Annotated in this window: 19 protein-coding genes and 1 pseudogene; 13 read left to right on the forward strand and 7 right to left on the reverse strand. The window is 33.8% G+C overall.

The window, feature by feature from the left end:
* Nucleotides 1-429 precede the first annotated feature (429 nt).
* Nucleotides 430-900, reverse strand: coding sequence for a DinB family protein (locus M028_RS0121020; protein ID WP_026575608.1), 471 nt, complete (start codon nt 898-900; stop codon nt 430-432).
* A gap of 206 nt (nt 901-1,106) precedes the next feature.
* Between M028_RS0121020 and M028_RS0121025 the strand changes: the two genes are divergently transcribed.
* Entirely contained in the window at nt 1,107-1,361 is a 255-nt protein-coding gene (locus M028_RS0121025; protein ID WP_026575609.1) for a hypothetical protein, read from the forward strand.
* Between the two features lie 121 nt (nt 1,362-1,482).
* On the opposite strand, the gene M028_RS30645 is transcribed toward M028_RS0121025, so the two are convergent.
* Nucleotides 1,483-2,616: a YsnF/AvaK domain-containing protein gene (locus tag M028_RS30645; protein ID WP_051591138.1), complete on the reverse strand. Its 1,134-nt coding sequence runs from the start codon at nt 2,614-2,616 to the stop codon at nt 1,483-1,485.
* A 195-nt stretch (nt 2,617-2,811) separates the two neighbouring features.
* On the opposite strand from M028_RS30645, the gene M028_RS32275 reads away from it, so the two are divergent.
* The 7 genes and pseudogenes from M028_RS32275 to M028_RS30655 all read left to right on the forward strand — a co-directional run bounded on the left by M028_RS32275 (nt 2,812) and on the right by M028_RS30655 (nt 9,545).
* Nucleotides 2,812-4,172 (forward strand): IS3 family transposase gene (locus M028_RS32275; RefSeq protein WP_155925700.1). Its coding sequence is split into 2 segments (ribosomal slippage): nt 2,812-3,268 and nt 3,268-4,172, totalling 1,362 coding nucleotides; the frame shifts between segments, so codons are not numbered across the junction.
* Between the two features lie 222 nt (nt 4,173-4,394).
* The gene (locus M028_RS0121045; protein WP_026575612.1) at nt 4,395-4,745 is read left to right on the forward strand and encodes a PadR family transcriptional regulator; all 351 of its coding nucleotides are present in this window, start codon (nt 4,395-4,397) and stop codon (nt 4,743-4,745) included.
* Complete coding sequence (locus M028_RS0121050) at nt 4,732-5,562, forward strand: permease prefix domain 1-containing protein (protein WP_026575613.1); 831 nt, start codon at nt 4,732-4,734, stop codon at nt 5,560-5,562. The genes M028_RS0121045 and M028_RS0121050 overlap by 14 nt, the downstream gene beginning before the upstream one ends.
* 299 nt (nt 5,563-5,861) lie before the next feature.
* Nucleotides 5,862-6,401 carry a sigma-70 family RNA polymerase sigma factor gene (locus tag M028_RS30650; RefSeq protein WP_051591139.1) on the forward strand — a complete coding sequence of 180 codons (540 nt, stop codon included), beginning with the start codon at nt 5,862-5,864 and terminating at the stop codon, nt 6,399-6,401.
* Entirely contained in the window at nt 6,394-7,806 is a 1,413-nt protein-coding gene (locus M028_RS0121060) for a DUF4179 domain-containing protein (RefSeq protein WP_026575614.1), read from the forward strand. The genes M028_RS30650 and M028_RS0121060 overlap by 8 nt, the downstream gene beginning before the upstream one ends.
* A gap of 286 nt (nt 7,807-8,092) precedes the next feature.
* Complete coding sequence (locus M028_RS0121065; protein WP_026575615.1) at nt 8,093-8,812, forward strand: cytochrome c biogenesis CcdA family protein; 720 nt, start codon at nt 8,093-8,095, stop codon at nt 8,810-8,812.
* Between the two features lie 313 nt (nt 8,813-9,125).
* Nucleotides 9,126-9,545 (forward strand): annotated as a pseudogene (locus M028_RS30655) (GNAT family N-acetyltransferase).
* A gap of 465 nt (nt 9,546-10,010) precedes the next feature.
* Here M028_RS30655 and M028_RS0121075 read toward each other — a convergent pair.
* The 3 genes from M028_RS0121075 to M028_RS30660 all read right to left on the reverse strand — a co-directional run bounded on the left by M028_RS0121075 (nt 10,011) and on the right by M028_RS30660 (nt 11,522).
* The gene (locus tag M028_RS0121075) at nt 10,011-10,352 is read right to left on the reverse strand and encodes a zinc ribbon domain-containing protein YjdM (RefSeq protein ID WP_026575616.1); all 342 of its coding nucleotides are present in this window, start codon (nt 10,350-10,352) and stop codon (nt 10,011-10,013) included.
* Between the two features lie 21 nt (nt 10,353-10,373).
* The gene (ytzI, locus tag M028_RS32280; RefSeq protein WP_331280327.1) at nt 10,374-10,598 is read right to left on the reverse strand and encodes a YtzI protein; all 225 of its coding nucleotides are present in this window, start codon (nt 10,596-10,598) and stop codon (nt 10,374-10,376) included.
* 732 nt (nt 10,599-11,330) lie between these two features.
* The gene (locus M028_RS30660) at nt 11,331-11,522 is read right to left on the reverse strand and encodes an aspartyl-phosphate phosphatase Spo0E family protein (RefSeq protein ID WP_035424241.1); all 192 of its coding nucleotides are present in this window, start codon (nt 11,520-11,522) and stop codon (nt 11,331-11,333) included.
* 209 nt (nt 11,523-11,731) lie between these two features.
* Here M028_RS30660 and M028_RS0121095 point away from each other — a divergent pair, with 209 nt between their 5' ends.
* The 4 genes from M028_RS0121095 to M028_RS0121110 all read left to right on the forward strand — a co-directional run bounded on the left by M028_RS0121095 (nt 11,732) and on the right by M028_RS0121110 (nt 14,504).
* Complete coding sequence (locus tag M028_RS0121095) at nt 11,732-12,226, forward strand: cysteine hydrolase family protein (protein ID WP_026575617.1); 495 nt, start codon at nt 11,732-11,734, stop codon at nt 12,224-12,226.
* Nucleotides 12,227-12,672: 446 nt separating this feature from the next.
* The gene (locus M028_RS0121100; RefSeq protein ID WP_026575618.1) at nt 12,673-13,161 is read left to right on the forward strand and encodes a prolyl-tRNA synthetase associated domain-containing protein; all 489 of its coding nucleotides are present in this window, start codon (nt 12,673-12,675) and stop codon (nt 13,159-13,161) included.
* Between the two features lie 154 nt (nt 13,162-13,315).
* Entirely contained in the window at nt 13,316-13,678 is a 363-nt protein-coding gene (locus M028_RS0121105; protein WP_026575619.1) for a hypothetical protein, read from the forward strand.
* A 106-nt stretch (nt 13,679-13,784) separates the two neighbouring features.
* The gene (locus M028_RS0121110) at nt 13,785-14,504 is read left to right on the forward strand and encodes a hypothetical protein (RefSeq protein ID WP_026575620.1); all 720 of its coding nucleotides are present in this window, start codon (nt 13,785-13,787) and stop codon (nt 14,502-14,504) included.
* Nucleotides 14,505-14,739: 235 nt separating this feature from the next.
* Here M028_RS0121110 and M028_RS0121120 read toward each other — a convergent pair whose 3' ends face one another.
* Both M028_RS0121120 and M028_RS0121125 read right to left on the reverse strand, forming a co-directional pair.
* Complete coding sequence (locus M028_RS0121120) at nt 14,740-15,189, reverse strand: hypothetical protein (RefSeq protein WP_026575621.1); 450 nt, start codon at nt 15,187-15,189, stop codon at nt 14,740-14,742.
* 539 nt (nt 15,190-15,728) lie between these two features.
* Entirely contained in the window at nt 15,729-16,100 is a 372-nt protein-coding gene (locus M028_RS0121125; protein WP_026575622.1) for a nuclear transport factor 2 family protein, read from the reverse strand.
* 119 nt (nt 16,101-16,219) lie between these two features.
* Here M028_RS0121125 and M028_RS33675 point away from each other — a divergent pair, with 119 nt between their 5' ends.
* A complete protein-coding gene (locus M028_RS33675) occupies nt 16,220-16,429 on the forward strand; it encodes a hypothetical protein (protein WP_231510850.1) in 210 nt (69 codons plus the stop codon).
* Nucleotides 16,430-16,529 lie beyond the last annotated feature (100 nt).

Raw genomic sequence — 16,529 nt, forward strand, 5'->3', positions numbered from 1 at the left:
ATCGCAGAAGTGACAGACAGATGGACAGATAGATACAGCCTATATGAATTCTGGGTAAGAAAATACATTGATCTACCTACAACCTTTATGATTTTATTTATCTATGCTCCTGCTGCTGTTATCATGATAAGCTGGTATCCATTCAATGGCAGTTGGAATTAGAAAATTACGTATATTCTGGTATGGTCAATCTTTTCTAGCTTCTATGAATGGACATATTTAATAAAGCACATGCTTATTTTGTTTATGAACGAAGAGATTGTGAAGGATTGTACTTAAGCTAGCGGGTGCAAGAATTAAAAATCGGAGCTGCTATATTGGTGGCTTTTTTATTCGGCTACTGAAGCAGTTGAAGAAGGGAACACTTTAAAAAAAACAATACGCAATAAAAATGGTGCTTCACAACAGTGAAAGCACCTAAATTACGCTTTAATCCCAGATACGGATTCTTGGAACACCTGTGGTTCTTAAATAATCTAATAACTGACCAGTATGAACAGATTCGTGATACGCAATGCGTAGGAGCATATCCCCCAGGTCTCTTATGTATCCTGCATCAGAACGGTCAATCTTAATATTTGTTAAGTCTTCTTCAGAAAATGATCTGATTGTATTTATGAATTGATTACGATAGGGTTCGGCAAATTCCAATTCTGAATTTACAGAAGTAAAAGGTCTGTTTTCAAAAGGGGAATTAAAAACGGATAAACTTCCTTGATTTTTAAGTGCCAGGTGATAATAATGTTCGCTTTCCAGTACGTGCCTGACCATTTCCAAACAATTCATTGCTTCATTATCTGGCTTCCAATCTAGTTTTTCTTCAGGAATAGATCTCCAGACTTTTATGCTTCTTCTTCTAACTTCATTTAAGTTTAAAATAATTAATTCAATTGAATTCATAAAAGCTCCTCCTTTGATAAGCATATTTTAATTATACACGAATGGACGTTCGTGCCAATCTGAAGGAGGAATATTTTACAATATTTAGTTGTACTTTATACGAACGGTGCAAGAAAAAAGGTGCTGCGATTTAAAGGAATGTATCATTGTTGTTGAACTAACGGTGCAGGTTAGCGGAAGAAGGAATATTTTAATGGGGGATATTTATGAATACCAATGAATTAAGAGCATGGGCAGAAAAACATGACGTAGAAAAGAAAACAATTAATTGTTTTTGGGAGGCTATAAACTCTTATGAACAGTATTATTGTTACTTGGAGCTGCTACTGCATGCTCAAATGCTAGTCCAAAAACGGAAGACCCAAACACCCAGCAAACCGATGATGGTTCTCACAAACGATGGTTCTCAAAGCACAATGGAAATTCTGGTCAATAAGGAAATTCATTTGTCATTCATGTAGGTAATCTTTCAGTTTTTTTATAATTCAACAGAAAAAAGCTGACTTCAAAAGGGGACAATTTAGTCTTTTGAAATCAGCTTTTTTTACAGTATGACTATCCAATTTTAATCACTGACAATGATCATTTTTTCTTATTTTTTATTTGATTTTTATTTTCCTCTTTCGAAGAATTTTCGTTACTGTGGATTTCTTCTTTCACATTAGCTACTGTAATAGGTACTTCACTTTCACTTTCATTTATAACAGTAGAACTTGTTTTTATTCCGTTCGCTTCCATCTTATTATTTGAAGATACTTCTGGTTTGTTTTTCTCTCCTTTAACAACTAGGGATCCTGTGCGTTTTTCGCGGGTTTCTTCCTTTTTCTCCTCTTTCATTATGCTTTCAATGTCGGGATTTCCTTCCACTATTAAAATATTTGGGCTTTCCTTTATAACTTCTTCTTGCCCAATATCAGCCTTCAGCAAAGTCACTTCTTCCGTAACCGATGGGGCAGAACGTTCCACAATTCGAGCTTCTTCTTTTTTAATAATATCCTGTACTTGCTTTGTTTCTTGAAGTTTTCGTTTGCCTACAATCACTTCTTCAACCACTACAGGTCTTTTCGTTACTTCTATTCGTTCTTCCGTTATAGGAATACGAATGATTTCATCCTCTGTAAATGCGCTGCCATCATACTTTCCATCAGTGACCGGACGGCGCTCTATATATACTTCTTCACGTAAAAGTGGTACATAAACAGTTCGCTGTTCTTCAACTATTTCTTTTTGGAGCTGTAATTCCCCGACTTGGACACGCTCTTTTATAATATCAAGCTTTTCTTCACGAAGTCGGACAGCTGTTGTTTTTTCGGTCTCAATTTGATCCTCATAAATAGGACTATTGTATGTTTCATACGTATCAACCAGCAAAATCATTTTGCCATTATTTATTTCCTTTTCACACTGTTTTGCCGTAAAAACTGGTAGTCCCCTCTCAATAAGCCTGCTGGACATGGCGTTTGACGGGCCTCCCCCCATTCCTACCGTCATCAAGGAAAAAAAGCTTTCCATCATGACACCAGCTAAGCTACTCACTTGTATATCCGCTTCCACCAAAACACCAGTTTGAGAAGTGATTGATGGTATGTCACTTCGATATTTTGCCACAACCATCATATCTGTTTCTCGATGCCCCTGACGTTTCAAACCTTCAATCGCATACAAGACTTCTTGCTCTGAATAAAATGCTCCAACGATTCGTTTTTCCATGCTCATACTACCATGCCTCCCATAATGTACTAACGCAGTAAAAAAATTACATCGAAGTCTATAGAATGTCTACCCGAGTACTCTTGACTTGAAACATTTGCTAGAAGATATGATAAACACAAAAAACCCCGTCAATCACACTTGGGAGTTGAACTGCACCCGAATTGTTAGACACATCTAATAATGGAGGTGTAGTTTTTTATGACTAAATTTACCTTAGAACAAAAATTAGCTGCCGTTGAAGAATATCTCCAGGGCGAAAGGTCACAAAGAAGTATTGCGAAAAAGATAGGTGCGAACCACAAATCTCTTCAAACATGGATAGCTCAATATGAGGCAAATGGTGTTAATGGATTTATTTCTGGATATACAAATTACTCGGTGGAGTTTAAAATGGACGTAATCAATTATATGAACGAAAAAGGGACGTCTGCTTTAGAAGCTGCCACGGTTTTTAATATTCCAGATCCATCTACCATTTCAAAGTGGGAAAGGATTTTCGAAGAATATGGTATAGACGGCCTTCAATCGAAAAAACGGAGGCGTCCATCCATGAACAAAGATATTAATAAAAGACCGAATAAACAAGTACCTGCCGAAGGATCAGTTGAGGCTTTACAAGCTGAAGTCGAATATCTTCGAATGGAGAATGCTTACCTAAAAAAGTTGAATGCCTTAGTTCAGAACAAGGGGAAATCACCAAAAAATACAAGGCTCAAGTAGTCTATGAACTAAGGAATGAATTTTCGGTGAAAGCACTTGTTACACTAGCTGAAATCCCACGCAGTACCTACTATTACTATGTAAAAAATCTTAATAGACCAGATAAAGATGCTGAACTTAAAACCTTAATTCAGTCTATTTATGATGAGCACCAAGGTCGTTATGGATATCGGCGTATTCGGGATGAATTAAGAAATAAGTGTATTAAAGTTAATCATAAAAAAGTACAAAGAATCATGAATGAATTAGGCTTGAAAAGTCTAGTACGTATGAAAAAATATCGTTCTTATAAGGGGAAAGTAGGCAAAGTTGCACCAAATATATTAGATCGCAACTTTAAAGCTGAAAAACCGAATCAGAAATGGGTAACGGATATCACTGAATTTAAATTATTTGGTGAAAAGTTATATTTTTCACCAATCCTAGATTTATATAATGGTGAGATCATTACTTACACAATAGGCTCCAGACCAACATATTCCTTAGTATCGACAATGTTAAATAAGTCATTTGAAAGATTAAGAGAAGAGGATGAACTGCTTATTCATTCTGATCAAGGTTGGCATTATCAGATGAAAAAATATCGTAATGCCCTAAAAGAACACAATATAACACAAAGTATGTCACGTAAAGGTAATTGTTATGATAATGCAGTTATTGAAAACTTTTTTGGAATTATGAAATCTGAATTCCTTTATCTAAACGAATTTGAAAGTATAGAGCATATTAAACAGGAACTTGAAAAATATATCTATTACTATAACAACAAGCGTATTAAGGCAAAATTAAAGGGCATGAGTCCGGTACAATATCGAACTCATGCCCTACAAGTTGCATAAGAGTAACCGTCTAACTTTTCGGGGTCACTTCAAGTTGACGAGTTTTCCTCTATTTCCACGTAATCGAAATATTCCTTAGTTAAATTCATCTTGTTGCAACAGCTCTTTTTTCTTGTTCCACTAACGGGAGTTTAGTTGAATAAGAAAATGGAAATTTTTTTAAATTAATACCTTGTATTATATAGTATTGTAATTTACAATTAGTTACAGGAGGTGGAAAAATTGGAAGTAAATAAAGAGGTTTTAAAAGGTCACATTGATACGTTAATCCTCTCGTTATTACATAACAGAGATATGTATGGTTATGAGTTAGCAAAATTCGTTCGAAAAAAAAGTGATGAACAGTTCGATTTAAAAGAAGGTACACTTTATTTGTCATTAAAGCGATTAGAAAAAAACAAGTGGATCTCTTCCTACTGGGGTGATGAACAAGGACCAGGAGGAAGAAGAAAATATTATAAATTAACACCTTTAGGCAAAGAGGGCTTTAAAGAAAAATGTGAGGAATGGCGATTTGTAAAAAAAATAATCGATATGTTTTTGGAAGGGGGAGAAAAGTATGAAAAAAATTGAAGCATTTGTAGATTCGGTTTATCACGGTGTAGGTGGTAACCAAAAGGAAATAAAAGAATTAAAGGCAGAAATGAAAAGTCATCTGCTGGAAGCTGTTCACGAGTTGAAATTAGAAGGAATGGCTGAACAAGAAGCAATTGATATTGCAATCGAACGTTTCGGCGGAGAAAAAGAGATTCGTTCAATTGTGGCTCAACTTTTTCAGGCACAAAAAACTTTTGCTAAATGGGTTCTTTTCTGTTCAATAGTGTTTCTTTTATTATCTTTATCAATTTTTGGTTTCGTTTGGCAATATGAAGAGCAACATTCACACGAACTATCTGTAATTGCTACACAGATAGCTGACGAATTAAAGGGCAAAGATGAAGTTTCTCAAGAAATGAAAAAAGAAATAGCAAGATTGGTAGAGAGTACGGATTTTATTTCTCAGGTTAGCATTTATAATTCAAAAAATATAAGATCAGAAGGCAGGGACTGGGTTCAATTTAATACCGAATTAATGAAGCCAGACTATAAATACCAAAGAATAGTTTGGACTCCTGAATGGCTCGCTGCCGACTTATTCCCTTATGGAAACGGAGACGAACAGTGGTATGTTGAAATGCAACATAGAAGTTTTGATTCTTTGGCAGGTTATGTTTTATTAGGTGGAGTAGCTATCTATTGGACATTATTCACCATTTGGGCAACAATCAATGCTTATCATCATAGACGATTAAATATTGGCTGGATTATTGCATTTGCTTTATTCAATGTTATTGGTTACCTGGCTTATTTTTTATTAGGAAATAGGGTTCAATCTAAAACAATTAGTTGATTTCTTCTTGAACTAATTGGTGCAAGAGTTGTAGATCAAGCTGTCATTAAGGCAGCTTTTTTTATTTCACTAAATGGGCAGGTTCAATAAGAAGTGCTTTTATATGATGTCGCAGCACACACTTAAAAAATTGTAAAACTTTCAACAAAATAGAAATCGGAAACCAAAAATGGTTTCTGTTTATTTATTTTGAACTTAGGAGTTTAATTGCATGATATGCTTTTCTTGGAAAATACTTAAACTTTTTGAAACTTTTCTTGTTTATAGATTCCACTAATTAGTAAAGGGGGTCAAATAAGATGGAAATCGAAAGCCACCGGCTAGTTAAAAAAGCAATCAAAGGTAATAAAAGCGCCTTTGAAAAGTTAGTTCAACAACATTATGAAAGAATCTACCGTACTGCCTATCTTTATGTACATAACGAAGAAGATGCGTTGGATGTTGTCCAAGAAGCAACCTATCAGGCCTTTACATCTATCCATTCATTAAAAAATCCGGAGTATTTTATGACCTGGCTCACTAGGATTGTTATACGCTGTTCGGGACATGTCCTAAAGAGAAAAAGCAATGTTGTTCCTTTAAGTGATGAGATATTGTCAAACCTGCCGGGCCAGGTAAATCCAAGCATTGAAGAATCATTACAGCTGCTAAATGCAATTCAGCAGCTGAGAGAGAATTACCGTACTGTGATCATCTTATTTTACTATTATGATTACTCGATAAAAGCGATTAGCACTGTCATGGAAATTCCAGAGAGTACTGTAAAAACTTATTTAAGCAGAGGCAAAGCGGAGTTAAAAAAATCCTATAAAAATGAGGAGGACAAATACCATGGATAACAAGGAATTCAAAACAGCAATAGAGCAAATACCTGTGCCCAAAGAAAAAGTATTTAGCGCCATTTCCAAAGGGATAAACAAGGAAGGCAGTAGGGGAAAGGCAAAGAAAAAGAAGGTTCTTGCAGGTGTGGCGACTGCTGCTGCTCTTCTTGGAATCACCGTTGCCTCAGGATTTGTTAATCCTACAATGAATAAAGTATTGGCTAATACCCCTTTAATAGGCGGGATTTTTCAAGAATTCAATGATGAAACAGGTGTGGAATTGGCTCAACGGGATGCAGTTACAGAATTAAATCAATCAATTACAAAAAATGGGGTAACTGTAAAACTGACCAGCGCTTACTTTGATGGCAATGTGGTATCAATTACAGGATTTGTAGATGAAGATGTTGAAAGGGGGCAAAACGAAAAAGGGGAAGTAAGCTTTGATATGAACTTCGAACACAATAAAGGGGATAATGATCCTTGGTTAAGCGGATCAAGAGGAATTAAGAAAGTGGAAAATGGATATAACTTTCAATGGAAAATGGAATATCCATATAAATCATTTAAGGAAAATTTTACTCTCCCTATTACTATTCATAATATCAACGGGATAAAAGGCGAATGGAATTTTGATATCCCAATTCAACAGGAAAAAAACAGTACACTTGCTATTAACCAGGAGCAAGGATATCCGGAAGATGAGTTAAAAATCCGTATTAAAGAGATACTTACTGCAAAAGCATCATCTTCGCTTATTTATGAGACCGTGGAGAAATACAAGGGTGATGATATTTATATACAAAAAGCTGTAGATAATAGAGGAAAAGTGTATAGGTTTGAAAACCCAACATTGCTCGAGGAATCAAAACAAGAAGATGGATATCATAGTACCATGAGAAGAGAAATGACCAAGGTCAATTCAGATATTACTTCACTTACCATTTATCCTCAGTTATCTACAGCAGATCCCAAAGTACAACAGCTTATGAATATTAAATCTTTCACCTTAAAAAGCACACGGTTCAATTTAGGCCTGCAGGTAAATGATGTTATTCAAAAAGGTGGGAAATTGGTAATAGATTATCAACTTAAAGGGCTTCCGAAGAATTTGATTAAGGGTAAACTTGAAACAATTAATCATAATTTGAAATACCTTTTCTGGTTGGTTGATAAGGAATATTTAACTGAGATTGACCCGGAAAATCCATGGCCTCCTAAAAACCACGGTATTCCATTTAATAAAGTAAAAATGATTGATAAGGAAACAGCACACTTCCAATCTACTTTTGACTTAAATGGAGAAGAAAGGATTGAGAATTTTAAGCTGGAAAATACAATGTTGCTATTTGATTTTTCAAGCTTTGTCCCAACTACGAAATTAAAACCATTTACTGTTGAACTTCCAGTGGGGAATGAATAAGCAATTAAAGTAGCTCATTTTAGGGACCAGATAGTTGACGAGTGGGATTCTACTAGTGCAGTGAATAATTAGTAATATCGGGGCGATGACTTATGTAAGTCACCGTCTTTTTTTATTAGTTAGAAGTTTGTAAAATATTGCACTTAAACTATAGGGTGCAAGAGTTAAAGATGGAGATCGCTGTGGCGATCTTTTTGCTTGTTATGCTAACGGGGCAGGGAGTTGAAGAAAAAGGTATGTTATACTTGAATTGCTAAAAATTTACACTTTTATAAGGGGTGCGTTGATGGGGGACATTTCTATTTTACTTGCATTCGGTGCAGGTGCATTAGCTTATATATCACCTTGTGTATTTCCTCTTTATCCTGCATTTTTATCCTATATTACAGGAATGCGTGTAGCAGAGTTACAAAGTGGTGAATTAAAAGGACAACGCAAAGCAATTTTTCATACACTTTTCTTTTTGTTTGGATTTTCAATAATTTATTTAGTGCTCGGATTCGGAACAACAGGAAGTGCGACTTTATTAGGGACTTGGTATTTTCAATATGGAGATTTAATTCGACAAATTGGTGCTATTTTAATGGTGGTTTTTGGATTGATTACTATTGGGTTACTCCAACCAAAGTTTTTGATGAAGGAACATAAACTACACATTCAAAATAAACCAGCTGGTTATTTAGGTTCAGTGGTAATCGGATTAGCTTTTGCAGTAGGGTGGACACCTTGTATGGGTCCAATTTTAGCAGCTACATTAGCACTTGTAGGTGCAAATCCATCACAGGGTCTATGGTATATGACAGCTTATGTGTTAGGTTTTAGTATTCCGTTTCTTTTAATGGCATTTTTCATTACTAAATTTTCGTGGTTAAAAAAATACAGCAGCACTGTAATGAAAATTGGCGGGGTAATTATGATAGTTATGGGAATTATTTTGTATTTTGACAAATTAACACTTATCAATTCATTATTACAACCGATATTCGGAGATTTTCAAGGATTCTAGTTAATTACATAAAGAGGCAGGTTTGTGAAGGATTACACTTAAGCTAACGGGTGCAAGAGTTAAATAAGGTTGGGCTGCTGCGGCAGCCTTTTTTGCTTGTTCCACTAACTGGCAGTTTAGCTCAAGGAGGGTTTTGGTCCTCATTAGGAGAAATATGTTACGACATATGGGATACGCCTCTTTAATGCAAGACTTTGGGCTTTACCTCTATCAAAATAAAACAGAGTAACTCAGTATAATTAAACAAGATAATATATTTATAAAGGATTTATATTATAATTGTTCTGAATATTATAAAACATGGAGGTGAATTATGAAAATTTCTAAGGAGTGGGTTCCAGCAGATAGTGATTATATTAGAAAAAAGGTAATTGAATATAACCTTTCGATACTACCTGATGAATTAAAACAATCATCAATAAATGTTTGCGATATACTTAGAAATGATGATGGAAAAATAGTTGGGGGGATTACTGGAAGGATATTCTGGTACCATTTACATATAGATTATCTATGGGTCGATAATTAATTAAGAGGTAAAGGTTATGGTAAAGAGTTATTAAATCATATTGAAAAAATGGCAAGAGAAAATAATTGCAGACTAATACTATTAGATTCTTTTAGCTTCCAGGCACCAGACTTCTATCAAAAGTTGGGATTTAAGGTCGTTGGGATAGTAGAAGATCACCCAAAAGGATATAAACTGTATTATTTAGAAAAGAAATTGTTTTAACAGCTATAAACATTAATTTTATTAAGAAATTTATTCAACGAGTGCGTTAGTTCTATAAGAAGTATTAAAAAAACAGCCTGTATCAATGTTTACTTGGTAATCAATGATACAGGCTTTTATCTATCGGAATTTAATTGTCCTTATATATAAATTTATTCTCATACCAGTATTGTTGAGTTGTTAAACACAATTTCATTGCGATTTAATGCGTGCAAGAGTTGATGATCCAGCTCCCATCAATGCAGCTTTTTATTATACTGATGGGAAAGGATACTGAAACAAGAAAGATGAAAATCAATTTTTATCTTATAAAGGTATTTGAGAAAAAGAGTAAACATAATTCCAGATTGTTGTAAAGAACGAAATAAGCTAAAAAAATCCCGACAGATAAACAGTCGGAATAATCAAGGAAAAGCATGTGTTGAGCAAGGCTTTCATTCTAATAGCCTATACGATTCCTGTCCATTATAACTTTTTCACAAATTCAGATTTTAATTTCATAGCTCCAAAACCATCAATCTTACAATCAATATCATGATCTCCGTCAACTAAACGGATATTTTTAACCTTTGTACCTACTTTTAAGACTGAAGAACTCCCTTTTACTTTAAGGTCTTTGATTATTGTTACAGTATCACCATCGGTTAAGATATTCCCATTTGCATCCTTGAAAATCCTGTTATCGTCATTATTTTCGGTTTTTGAATCTAAAGTCCACTCATAAGCACATTCTGGGCAAACATAAAGAACTCCATCTTCATAAGTATAGGTTGAATTACATTTTGGGCAATTTGGTAAAGTTGACATAATTGCATATCCTCCGTCCATTTAATCCTTTTTATTACTAATTATTATCTTTCTATCTTCACTTATATTTGGATTGTTTTCCAAGGGGTCTACCGTATGCTTGTAGGTATATGCTTTGGAAGTTGTTATAACACTTAAGAATAGCACAATGAAAACAATCAAAACCCCGACAATAATAAAACTCATTATCATTTTATTCACCTGACTTCTTTCATTATTAGCAAAACGATTATTATAGCTGGTCATGTTGCACAGAAACACTTCACCATATAAACTACATATATATCTGATTATTTGAATATATAAATATGAATCTACACCTGATTTTATATTAAGTCAAAGGTTTTTTAGATAAAGTGCTTTGAAGTTTATTCATACGATTTATACATTAACTTATAAATAACCACATCAACCCATTTTGAACGCTTAGAAAAAAGATATAAACTTTATTGAAATGTGGGGTAAGAATGAGTATTGAAATGACGAAAGATGAAGTAATTAATTACGGTTTAAAAATTTTTGAAGAAATTGGAAAGTTAAGCCTTGATTTGGAATTTGGTACCTATATTTAAAATAACCAGCTATCTTTGAAATACACTTTAAAGAAGGAAGGAGAACCCGAGTATAAAGTTACACTGATGCGTTTTTCCGAATTGAAATTAAAAGGAGCGTGAATCGTTCTATTGGTAACAGTGTTATCAAACCCTGTATAGCCCTTCTCACTCCACAACAAAAAGCCCTTACGTCGATGTGTACCCCCCACAGTGGACTTTCACCACCTAGATAGTTGCCATCCCTGGCACACTATAAAAAAGCGCCAAAAATGACGCTTTCAAGGAAAGTGAAAAAAATAAGGTTGTGGTATGAACTGATAATTTATTTTATGTAAATAAGAAAATAAGGAAAGGGACAAGTGCGTACAATTAAATATTTTAAGATATAAAAAAATCAGGAAACTCCTGACTAAAACCTGCAAATTCAGGAAGCAGTGTTTAATTCATTTTTATGAGAAAAATGTTTCATATGTAAATTTAGTACGGTATCTAACTCTTGGCTGCATCTTAATGTCTCATAGCTATTAATACCTGTACCTTTAGCAAGGTCAATCATTTTCTTTTTTAATAAGTCAATTTGATTTAACAGTAGTGATTCACACGATTCTTTATTCATAATGGGTACTTACTCCTAGTGAAAATTTACTTATAAAAATCACACGAAAGCAATTATAAGGGGATTTTCTAAAAATAGAAATAGTTTCGACAAAAGTTGTCAGAAAACGACAATTGTAATGTCTCCTAAGAAAAAAAGAACATGAGGAAAATTTTATGATATCGTTAAGTAGATTAATGATTAAATAAGGTATGAGGAGAATAATAATTATGGAAAATACAGCATTAATAATTATTGACTTGCAAATAGGTGTTCAGCCTGAAAATGTTCCACTTTATAACTTAGCGAATGTATTAAATGGAGTAAATCAACGAATTCGTTTATATCAAGAAAACAACAATCCTATAATTTTTGTTCAACATAATGATACGGATCTAGTTCTTAATTCTCCAGAATGGAGACTATTTCCGGAACTAGATGCTAAAGATACAGATATCTATATCAACAAAACACATGCAAACTCATTTTACAACACTGAGTTGAATGAGCAACTAAGGAAATTAAATATTAATAAACTTGAAATTTGTGGCGCACAAACTGAATATTGTGTAGATACAACTATTAGAATGGCTCATGGATTAGGATATAAATTATTTATGAAAAAAGGTTTAACTACCACCCTTAACAGTGACCTTCTAGGAGCTAAAACAATCATTGAGCATCATGAGAATCTCTGGAATAATAGATTTTTAACTTTTATATAGAAAAGAATTGTTTTTATGAAAATGAGTAGTCCTTAACAAATTCCCTCCTCCAAGGTAGCTGTTGTTCTTGGGGGAGTTTTACTACACAAATTTGTACAGAAAATAAATATGTTCTACCAAGTGATAATGTTGAGGACTTAGATTGGGATTTAAGTTTTCGCTTGATTTTGCTAGATATTCTTTTAGTTGACCTGTCGATATTGTATCAAGTTTAACATCTTTGAAATATCGAATAAGTAATGTGGCTTGAAATCGAAACAGATTGTGAAGAAATGTACTTAGACTAACGGGTGCAAGGGTTACAAAAGCAAACTGTCATTATGGCAGCTTTTTTTATTGCACGAAAGGGGCAGGTTCAGTGCAATAAAGTGTTTTATGATAAAATTTTAATAAAAAATACCAATGTTCAGAAATTTGAACACAAGAAAATTGGAGGTCTTTTCTTTATGGAACAATATCAGAAAGTATATGATGTCTTAAATAAAATGAATATTCCCTTTGAAGTCGTTGAACACCCTCCTGCTTTGACAACAGAAGAAGCAGACAGCTATATTGCCGGTAAAGAAGGTGTACGTACTAAAACACTTTTTCTCACCAATAAAAAGAAGACTGCTTACTATTTAGTAATTATGGATGATGCAAAGCGACTTGATATGGAACACCTTGCGGAAATTCTTAATGAAAAACGTATAAGCTTTTGTTCACCCGAAAGATTGATGAACAAAATGGCATTACCTCCTGGAGTTGTTTCCATTTTTGGATTACTAAACAATGATGATCGTGATATAAAGGTCTACTTAGATAAAGAAATGCTTTCTGAAAAAGTTATGAGTTTTCACGTCAATGACAACACCAAGACTATTTTTATTGCTACAGAGGATATGTATAAATTTATAACAATAATAGATTATGAATACAATATTGTGGAACTTTAATAATAAGGTGCCAGTTCGGGGGAACTTCATGTGTTTCAATATGTTCAAATTTCATTAATTTAACTTTACCGGGAATCGGATAAGCTATTTCAGGGGAGAAATGTCAAATTAATAATAGCGATTTTTTTATCATCGAATCGAAGAAGTGCGTCGGTTGGTAAAACGAGAGGTTTATTTGAAAAGACTTGGTGTACTTTTTAGGGATGCACGAGGAGAAAAAACAAGCATAAGCGCAGCTTCAGATGCGCTTATCGAAGTAACAAACTATTTTACATTACCAACAAACCAAATGGAACTGCTGCCTTCAAAATACTCTTCAGGATCTCCTTCGAAACCTTTAACTTCTAACCCTTCAGGGATGTATAGACCCCAATCTTTTTCAAGAAACTTCTTTTTCCTCGGATTTTCTTTTTTCTTACCATTCGTGAAGAAATACCCCCGTTGTCTTTTTATTGGCTTACCTTATAAAATTGTATATGTTGTAAGAAACAAAACATTTTTCGTTACTACAATATGAAGCGGTCGGATGCCATTTTAGCAGCCCAAGTAAAATGGTATATGTTATAATTTGGAAAAGTTATATAGTAAAGTTATATAGTAAAGTTAGCAATAGGGGGGATGTTATGAAATTCGTTAAAAACACGGTGTTGATAATCATTTTTACAGTTATATTAACCTCATGTGATAAAGCAGTTTTTAACAATGGATGTCCAGACTCGATTATTGAATGGGTTGATGTATTGATGATGAACAATATTAAGTATCAACACTATTTTCCTGAACCGGGAATTGAAAAAGTTTCTGTTTCACTTGAAAAAGGGAAAGAAATCGGGAAAGTAACGTACAAAATGGCTGACAGTGCATGCAGCGATTATCAAATGAAAAATGGAGACGCAGCTTATTTAGAAAAAGGGACCCCTATTTACAAATTAAAGGGATACCCATCGTCTTTTATTGTCGTGGCAGATAATAATATTTATGTAGCCGATCAAAATGGAAAAGCTAAGACTGCCGGTGAACTGTACCCTCTACGCGGGCTTGTAAAAAACATTCATATCGAAAGTACAGAAGATGGCAAACGATTATACACTTTTTCAGCACAATCAACAGATAAATTTATAAACGCTTGGTATCAGTTAAACCTAGAAGGTTATCATGCTTTACAAAAGAAACGCAGTTTTGAAGGAGAACGTGTTTTTTTAGAAATCGAATTAAACAACGGTGCAACCTTTAGACTGCTTTACTGGGCAAACACCAACACGTTTAACGTTGGCGCGGTCGGAAATAAAGCAGTTAGAGAAATCATTATGAATGAGTTATCAAAAATACATAAGCCTTCATAGGACAATCTCACCTATATGGGGTACCACCAGCAAAACGCGATTATCTGGTGGTACCCCTTTTGAAGCTTTTCGGTGCACCAACATGGATTTTTAAATTGCTTTTAATAATTTTTGGGATTTTACTGTTATCGTTGGGAGTTTTATATCAGATAATTCCTGATTATCTTTTTCAACTGATGAATGCGTTTTGGTAATATTCAGGAACGTTTTTTACTAAAGGGGCAGGGTTCTTTATTTACTGTACTTCCCATTTGAATTTTCCATTATACTGTTTAAGTTGTTTTTTCACTTGTTCCAATTCATAAAAACTTGAATGTGCTTTTTTGACAATTTCTTCATCCGTTTTACCTTCTTTTAGAAGAGTCCTGATAAGTTCATATCTTGATGCCTCAAACTCAAAATAACCATGATATATATTAAGTTGATTTCTTATGTCCTTTAATTCAACATAGCTGGTTGTTGCTATATAAACAATCTCTTGGTCTGTTTTACCCATTTGTATAAGAGTTCTAACAATGCTATATCTTTGGTTTACTTGACCTGTCGCATATCCTTCTCCCCATCCGTCATCCCAAGCTATATCGTAGCATTCTTTGCAAGGAAGACACTCTTCTTCCTTCTCTTTAACTAATCCCAATAGTAATGGTAATGAAATTAATGTGACAAGAAATAATGTTTGTTTCACAAAAGTCACACCTTTTTTAACCTAGTATGAACTTTTAGTTCACTAATTACTTCTTTTGAATTGGTGAATATTATTCACCAACTATTATCAGGATTTCATTCTTGAAGCACGGATAGTCAGTAATTCAATTACTTAATGTTGTTTATTCACATATCCTATCACCATCAAAAAGCATTGAACATGATTCGGGCTTAAAGGATTCCAGTCAAAAATCGCGTTAGATGACATTAGACTAAAGAGAAATAAGGAGGATTATAACGAAATTTTATTAAGACACAATTGCGATTCTTCAAGGTGAAGGTCGCTTTTTTCATTAATCTATCATCCTCATTAACTTTTTTAACAATTGTGCCATTTAATGGTATAAGATTACAAGCAAAACAGAGGATGTGTGGCCGAGTTAATCCATGGGGTGACAATCTTTTTTAATTGTATTAACGGAATCACAAAAGGGAAAAGAGCGTAATTTCATACTCAAATTACACTCTTTTTGCCATGCAATCGTATAGGGGAGAACTGATTTTAAAAAAGCTTGGAATTTATTTTACATCTATTGATTTATCGCTTAATGGAATAAAAGAGTTGGTCATTGGTTGTCCAAAAATAATTTTCCATTGGCCATTTTCGTTATAAACAGCTAAATTTTGTGTGTAGCTGTGATTTGGATATTTAGTTTCAATTTGAGCGATAGCCAGTGAATCTGTAATCATCTTGATCCCATAAGTTGATATATCAGGAGTTGGTCCCTGAGCCATAGCTTTTAAGTGTTGCTCTATCTTGTTATCGCTCGTTTTTGTTGCTGTTTTAATGTATGTTTTCATTTTTGAAACATCATGAGATTTGATTTCCTTTGAATAATCTTCAAAAAGTTTTACTACCTCTGTTTCCTTTTGACTTCTAGTTGGATTCAAGGACTTGCCTCCATAAGGCCGATTCTACTTTAGTGGCTACTTTTAAATATCATAAATATTAATAATCTTGCAAAAAAGAGAATAAGGTAATACAGTATCTTCCTAAAGGGGGCTTCTAATTGAAACACTTTACAAAATGGATAAATCGGACGTTCAATCATGATTCCAGAAAAAAATTGACTCTCTTTATGGGAGCTCAATATGAACCGCAAACATTTGGACAACCAGTTGAACGAAACCAAACCTCGTTAATAAGTACCAGAGATGCCGAAAAATACTTTCGTCCTTCCCGCCTCCCTATTAAAAATACCCTTATCAAGAACTTCTAATTTTTTGATCCTTATTATGATAAAAACTACAAAGAAATTAAACTCTCTGCATCATTATCTCGGACTCCTGATGAAACTGTTTTAAACTACTTTAGTATTT

It is taken from the genome of Bacillus sp. UNC438CL73TsuS30 (assembly GCF_000482325.1).
Taxonomy (GTDB): domain Bacteria; phylum Bacillota; class Bacilli; order Bacillales; family Cytobacillaceae; genus Neobacillus.

Coding starts and splice junctions, on each gene's coding strand:
- M028_RS0121020 (WP_026575608.1), bottom strand. CDS start 900: ATGAATTCAATTGAATTAATTATTTTAAACTTAAATGAAGTTAGAAGA.
- M028_RS0121025 (WP_026575609.1), top strand. CDS start 1,107: ATGAATACCAATGAATTAAGAGCATGGGCAGAAAAACATGACGTAGAA.
- M028_RS30645 (WP_051591138.1), bottom strand. CDS start 2,616: ATGAGCATGGAAAAACGAATCGTTGGAGCATTTTATTCAGAGCAAGAA.
- M028_RS0121050 (WP_026575613.1), top strand. CDS start 4,732: ATGAAAAAAATTGAAGCATTTGTAGATTCGGTTTATCACGGTGTAGGT.
- M028_RS30650 (WP_051591139.1), top strand. CDS start 5,862: ATGGAAATCGAAAGCCACCGGCTAGTTAAAAAAGCAATCAAAGGTAAT.
- M028_RS0121060 (WP_026575614.1), top strand. CDS start 6,394: ATGGATAACAAGGAATTCAAAACAGCAATAGAGCAAATACCTGTGCCC.
- M028_RS0121065 (WP_026575615.1), top strand. CDS start 8,093: ATGGGGGACATTTCTATTTTACTTGCATTCGGTGCAGGTGCATTAGCT.
- M028_RS0121075 (WP_026575616.1), bottom strand. CDS start 10,352: ATGTCAACTTTACCAAATTGCCCAAAATGTAATTCAACCTATACTTAT.
- ytzI (WP_331280327.1), bottom strand. CDS start 10,598: ATGACCAGCTATAATAATCGTTTTGCTAATAATGAAAGAAGTCAGGTG.
- M028_RS30660 (WP_035424241.1), bottom strand. CDS start 11,522: ATGAATAAAGAATCGTGTGAATCACTACTGTTAAATCAAATTGACTTA.
- M028_RS0121095 (WP_026575617.1), top strand. CDS start 11,732: ATGGAAAATACAGCATTAATAATTATTGACTTGCAAATAGGTGTTCAG.
- M028_RS0121100 (WP_026575618.1), top strand. CDS start 12,673: ATGGAACAATATCAGAAAGTATATGATGTCTTAAATAAAATGAATATT.
- M028_RS0121110 (WP_026575620.1), top strand. CDS start 13,785: ATGAAATTCGTTAAAAACACGGTGTTGATAATCATTTTTACAGTTATA.